The sequence below is a fragment of the Pontibacter virosus genome, from assembly GCF_003096355.1.
Taxonomy (GTDB): Bacteria; Bacteroidota; Bacteroidia; order Cytophagales; family Hymenobacteraceae; genus Pontibacter; species Pontibacter virosus.
The window spans coordinates 1-5,809 of the sequence record NZ_QEKI01000028.1; the positions used below are offsets into that span (position 1 = coordinate 1).

At 37.0% G+C, this 5,809-nt stretch carries 8 protein-coding genes; all 8 read right to left on the bottom strand.

Features of this window, described 5'->3' with window-relative positions; genetic code table 11:
- Positions 1-162: 162 nt before the first annotated feature.
- Entirely contained in the window at positions 163-759 is a 597-nt protein-coding gene (locus C8E01_RS21155; RefSeq protein ID WP_116545455.1) for a hypothetical protein, read from the bottom strand.
- Positions 760-823: 64 nt separating this feature from the next.
- Positions 824-1,585: a hypothetical protein gene (locus C8E01_RS21160; protein ID WP_116545456.1), complete on the bottom strand. Its 762-nt coding sequence runs from the start codon at positions 1,583-1,585 to the stop codon at positions 824-826.
- 81 nt (positions 1,586-1,666) lie between these two features.
- Complete coding sequence (locus tag C8E01_RS21165) at positions 1,667-2,086, bottom strand: hypothetical protein (RefSeq protein WP_133242813.1); 420 nt, start codon at positions 2,084-2,086, stop codon at positions 1,667-1,669.
- 51 nt (positions 2,087-2,137) lie between these two features.
- On the bottom strand, positions 2,138-2,599 hold the full coding sequence (locus tag C8E01_RS21170; protein WP_116545458.1) for a carboxypeptidase-like regulatory domain-containing protein: 462 nt from the start codon (positions 2,597-2,599) through the stop codon (positions 2,138-2,140).
- 24 nt (positions 2,600-2,623) lie between these two features.
- Positions 2,624-3,082 carry a glycosyl-4,4'-diaponeurosporenoate acyltransferase CrtO family protein gene (locus C8E01_RS22210; protein WP_116545459.1) on the bottom strand — a complete coding sequence of 153 codons (459 nt, stop codon included), beginning with the start codon at positions 3,080-3,082 and terminating at the stop codon, positions 2,624-2,626.
- 640 nt (positions 3,083-3,722) lie between these two features.
- Complete coding sequence (locus tag C8E01_RS21185) at positions 3,723-4,310, bottom strand: FEKKY domain-containing protein (RefSeq protein WP_116545461.1); 588 nt, start codon at positions 4,308-4,310, stop codon at positions 3,723-3,725.
- Between the two features lie 52 nt (positions 4,311-4,362).
- The gene (locus C8E01_RS21190; RefSeq protein WP_116545462.1) at positions 4,363-4,995 is read right to left on the bottom strand and encodes a hypothetical protein; all 633 of its coding nucleotides are present in this window, start codon (positions 4,993-4,995) and stop codon (positions 4,363-4,365) included.
- An 81-nt stretch (positions 4,996-5,076) separates the two neighbouring features.
- Positions 5,077-5,697: a hypothetical protein gene (locus C8E01_RS21195; protein ID WP_116545463.1), complete on the bottom strand. Its 621-nt coding sequence runs from the start codon at positions 5,695-5,697 to the stop codon at positions 5,077-5,079.
- Positions 5,698-5,809: the final 112 nt, after the last annotated feature.

A 5,809-nucleotide genomic window follows, 5' to 3' on the forward strand; every position in this document is an offset into this window, starting at 1 on the left:
TTGCCCGCTTTAGTGGCCTTTGATGCCCTCCAGCCCTAAAAAAGCCTGAAAGACACGCCACTTTTAAAATCTGTAAATTTACAATCACGGTCAACGGACTTGGCCATACGGCGGCGTAGCTGGCTTATGGGTGTGGTTATGTTTATGTTTATTGGTTTTCTGTTAACCGTCACGTAAGAACCAAAAGTAGTGATGCTTATTAGCATTCAGTTTAATTGTCTTTCTATGTTCGTAAAGTTTTCCTGTTGAAGTCGCTTTAGTTCTAATGACTAAATTAACTGCCATTTTATCAACTGTCGTAGGAACAAATTTATATGTCGTGTCGCTAAACTCTAATTCATATAAAAGTGAGTTTTCTGTACCTGAAATTGTTTTAAACCTTCCGGGGATTAATTGATTAGGTAAAAATGTGCTGTCGGCAACATTCTTCTCTTTTTGAAATAGTCGAACTGCTATTGATGTCAAAACTTGAGGGCAATTAATTTCTTTTCCCTTTTCAAACCATTTAAGATGCCCCGAAACATTGGTAATCTCAATTTCATCTTTAGTCTTTGCTTTAAAGTCAAGGTAAATATTGGCGTCAGAGCTATTGTCATAAATAACTTGTGAAAAATTGCAGTCAACAAATTGGTCTGAACACACTTCTGTTTTTCCATTCTCTGGGCCAAAAGTTCTATATGATTCTATGCCACAAGATGAAAGAAGTAGAAGTGAAAGCCCACTAATTATTTGTCTATATGTTGATTTCATTTTCACCATTGAACATAACGGTTTAGTACATAAAGCGAACGAGGCGTAGCCGAAGTTTGGTTTATGTGCAGGGTTAGCGTGTATATTTCTTTCTGTTTTCTTCGCTGAATACAATATCGATATCCCGCCACCCAAAGACTTCTCCAAAATGTGTAAAGACCTTCCAACATGGTACATTTCGTAACACCCTCAAAGCTTCTTTTTCAAATTCTTCGCTAACGCTGTGCCGAACTTTTGCCTGCAATAACTTTCCCTCACTGTCCGTTTCAAAATCTATGGACACATCCACTCTCTTATTCGGTAATTCTTCCCAATTTATGTTAGAGTAGATGAAGCTTTCTAATGTATCCCTATTGCTATATGAGCAGTCTGGTAAAGCGTAATGTTTGGTCCTTACCACGGCTCCACTTTCAAACGTGAATTTTATTTCATTTTCAAAGGCATTCCAGTATCTCTCCCCACTTCCTACCCAATAAACTCCATTAACCCAGTCAGCCTTCATTTTTCCGTCAACGAACTTCTTGTTGATGGTCTTCTCAACCAATGAGTTGATTTCCTTGCCATCCTTGCAGTTTTTTACTTTTGTTAGGTACAACTGCCCGCCTTCTATAGTCCATTCTGCCGTAAAATTCCTCCAGCAACCGCTATCCATCCAATCCTTATTAACACTCTGCAACTTCTCTTTAAGTTGGGTAAAAGACTCAAGCGGTGAATCAACTGTTCTGCTATACAGATAATATTTACTCCCTTGGTAATACAAAACGTCAGGGTCTTGGTCGGTTGCCCAAGCATCAACAAAAAAGAAGACCAATAAAATGTTGAAGATGATTTTCATTAATTTATATGAACGCTAACGTCTGGTACAGGCTATGGTAAGGCGTCAGCCAAAACTACAGCCTGTGCATTGTTACCTGACTTAGTTTTTAATTTTATTGAGCAATTCAATCGCAGCATTATTGATTTCTCTCCACTCTAAGGTATACACGAAAAGCTCAATATCAGGCACATTATAAGGTGAAACTCTTGTGGTCTCACGTTCTAAAACATGTTCGAAATCCGCTAATAATTTTAACTCAGTTTCATTAAAAGCCATCTTAAACTTTCTATCATCAGGATTATAAAAATCTGTCCATTGCTCAAACAGTTCTGCTGACACATTTGCAATAGGAACATTTTTTTGGTAGTTCAGTTGGGCTTCTTTTGATGACCATAATTCAATTACATCAAGAACCAGTTTCCTAATTCTTGTTGCCATTTCTTCATCAGATACTATTTCTTCATCCATTGATATGACAGGTAACGGTACTGGTATAGCAGAATGGCGCAGCGTTAGCAAGCATTACTGCTATACTTGGTTATGCTATTTAGTTCTACTAGGTGGCTTATTTCACAAACTGCTGGTATTGCTTAGAATGTAATCTTCCAATTTTGTTTCTGATAAGTTTGTTTGTGTGCTATCTTTTTTTAACTCAAGATTAACCATTACTTCATCATTTTTCAAGTTGTTAATTTCATGAAGTGTCCTCTGGTATTCAGGTGCAACGCTTGCTACTATAACCTTATACCCTTCTTCAAAAGTTAATTCATATGAGCCATTTGAATCCGTAACAGTGTCATGACTTACATAATCTGTTTTGTCCCAACCTGCATCATACCAACAAAGCACCGTTACATTAGCATTTTCAATGGGCTGTCCATTCGCATTATCTATTATAATACCTTTGACTTTTATGTTACTCGTATTTTTCACATTGCAGCTGATTAGCACCAGTAACTGTAGACAAAGAATTAAGATTTTTGAAGACACATTCATAATTGCTATTGAGCATAACGTGCTGGGCTTTGCCATGGCATAGCTACGGTAAAGGTGTGGTTAGCAATTGTATTTCTTTAAAACCTTGTTAATCCTTGATTTATTACTTTGTTGTAATAAGATCGGATAAAAATTCAAAAGGATATTCAAAGCTGTTCCTGTGAGCAAAAAAGCTTCATTACTATTATTGATAAATAAGTATATGAAAACTACTTGGGAGCTAAATAGTCCTATTGAATGACCAATTTCAGAATCAATCATCTTCTTCTTCATCTTACTCAAGTCATCAAACGTCCCGTTGCTTATTCTTATAGTTCGATTTATATTTCCATAGACAGTTTTGGTAACAAGGAATTTAAAAAAGCTCAATCCCAAATAGTTATTCCACTTATCGTTTTTAATTAAAACCTTATCAGATATTGATTTATAAAAAGTCTTATTCTGAATACAATAATTTACAAGAGCACCTAAACCCCAAGAGTTAAGAATAATTAAGAATATATATAAGAATGTGTTCATATATGATGGCTAACGTCTTGTGTATACCTTGTGCGAGACCATCAGGCGAAGCATAAGGTATAAACCATGTTAGGTAAAGACATTTTAATGGTTCCGAATGTATACACCTGAATTTGGAGATATTCGCTCTACAAGAAAGTCATCCTTAGTATAAGATTGATACCACTTTCTATATTTTTTATCTCTGAAATCATACACATTCAATATCAGGTAAGGCAAGCTGAAGATTTGCTTTGACAACCCTACACTGAAGTATGCATACTCACTTTTCCTTTTGTCATGGGTAGCATAGCCAAAATAGAGTTTGAAGCTTTCTGTATTTTCAGAGTTTAAAAGGTTGAATACTGAGTCTGTTAAGATTAAATCCCCAGGCACATATTTGACATATATCCTTTCCGACTCTATTGAATCAGTTTTTATGTAAATTTCTTGTAAGCCATCCACTATCAACTTATCATTGATTTGGATGATTAAGTTAACATGATGTTCCTGTCCAGAAACTTTGTAAGAACAGAAGCACACGAAGAGCAAACAAAGGATAGTTCTTTTCATACTTTCTGTTTTTACCTAACGGTTAGTACATAAAGTGAGCGAGGCGCAGACGCAGCTTGGCTTATGTGCAAGGTTAGGCGATTGTGTTTTATATGCCGACCACATCTTTTCTTACTTCCTTCCGCCACTTTTTGCCATACCTACTGTCAAGGAACTTGAACACAACCTGATTATACTGCTCTATGCATTTTTCATTTGGAGCAACACAGCCGAAGTCGTGATACTTTACATCATACTTCTTCTCGAACTTTTCCTGATGCACATATACTACAGGTGCAATGCCACCCACTATCAGAAGTCTTGGTTTATTTTTCTTTATGTCTCTTTGTGCTATATCTTCATTTATGCTGCAATCTGCAATGGCCACCAAGGATAAGCCTGTTATTGACACTTCTGTTATGGTCACGCTGGTATCTATAGCTGAAAAGCTTGCTCCAAGAACCTGCAACTGGTGTTTTCCCAGCTTTAGGTTTTCCAACTTAAAATTACCAAGACTGTCTGTTGTAGCTACTTGACCAGTGTTTTTAACTGTCACCAAGGCTTCTTGCACTGGCACCATTTCAAGTCCTATGAGCAAATTAATCTTACCACTTATTGAATAAGAATCTGTTTGCCCCTGTGCAAAAGCAATAAGGGGAGTCAAGACTATTAATAAGAGTAGTTTTAATTTTTTCATTCTATACTTTCACTACCGCCTAACGGCTCTGCTATGGTGCGTTTTCAATGCACTATAGGTTTTGTTGTGCGTTCGTAATTCTCCTGTTTTTTAGATAGTCCTTTATATAGGTGTCTTTGTGAGAGTAGTGTCTTTTGTTCAAAAAACCTACACTTTCCAAGTTAGGGTGGTGCAGAATGGGGGATAAGTCTCCATCTAAGATATTACTATTTACAAACCTAAAGTCTCTTAAATGAGGTAATTCATTCAAAAAACTTAGGTTTTCAATAGCCCCACAATCGTTATAGCATAATACTTTTAGTTTTTTCAGGATGGTAATCCTTTTGTGATTGGTTAATTTCTTTGACTGATTAATGTGAATATGCTCAATTTCTCTATTTACAGATTCTATTCCATCCAAAGTCTCCAGCTTAGTGCAGTAATGTAGTTCAAGCCTTTTGAGGTTTTGATATTTTGAAAGCCCCTTCAAGGAAGTAGAGCTTGACCAGTTCACTTCCAAATACAGCAAGTCTGGAATGTGAGGCAAATTGTTAAAGCTCTTCTCCTTACTCTGGTGATGCCAAATAATTAAGTACTTGCACTTAGAGAAATCAAAGGATTTTACATCGTCTTCTTTCCAGTCGAAATTTATGTATTCGCCTTTCGGTATTTCTTCGAAGTTGATGGAGTTATTTTTCCAATTCATACTTTCTTATGCCGCACAACGTCTCGTGCATAATGTGGGGAGGCGTAGCCGAGCCTAAATTATGAACTTTGTTGGCACAAGCTATTTTTTCAGTAGTACCATTAATAGAGACATGATGGCTAAGCCTAAAGCCACATAAGTTAATGTATCACTGTTCTTTTTTTCTGTTGGTTCTGCTTCTTTAACTTTGTTTCTATAGTTTGTTAGTAGTACATATTCATTCATCCAGTTTTTCATGTGCAAGAGCAGTTGCTCTCTTTCCTGTGCTTTATAAAACGCCTCAACCGCAATCGAATCAAGTTTGTCACTTGGAGGTGGTGGCACAATAACGAATTGGTTTTCTGGCTCTGTCAGGCTTCTTGATAGAACTACTCCGCACGCTGGTACCTCAGGTATCCTGCCGTGTTTGTCCAGACCCGTATAGATTATCCATAAGCCTTTAGTCACTGTCATTGTGTAGCAATCATTGTAGCTATTGTAACCAATGAGCGTATCTGATGCCACTTGCCCTTTGAACAAATCAACAACCCTTATCTTGTATGTGCCGCTGTCAAGGGAAAAAACTTCGCCAATAAATATTAAGTCGGTATTCTCGATTCTATCGCTTACAACACCTGCTTCCCATCTTTTTGGAATACATTCACAGCTATAGGTGCTGTGGCAGAAAAGAGATAGACAAACAAGAAGTACAAGTTTTCTCATTAATTATTGTTTGTGCCAACGAAATGGTCTAGCAGACGCTTTAGCTTGAAACACTTGCTAAGGTGTCTGCTAGGGTGTGTTGGCCGGGGTTGTTTTTCCCTTTTTCTCCCAG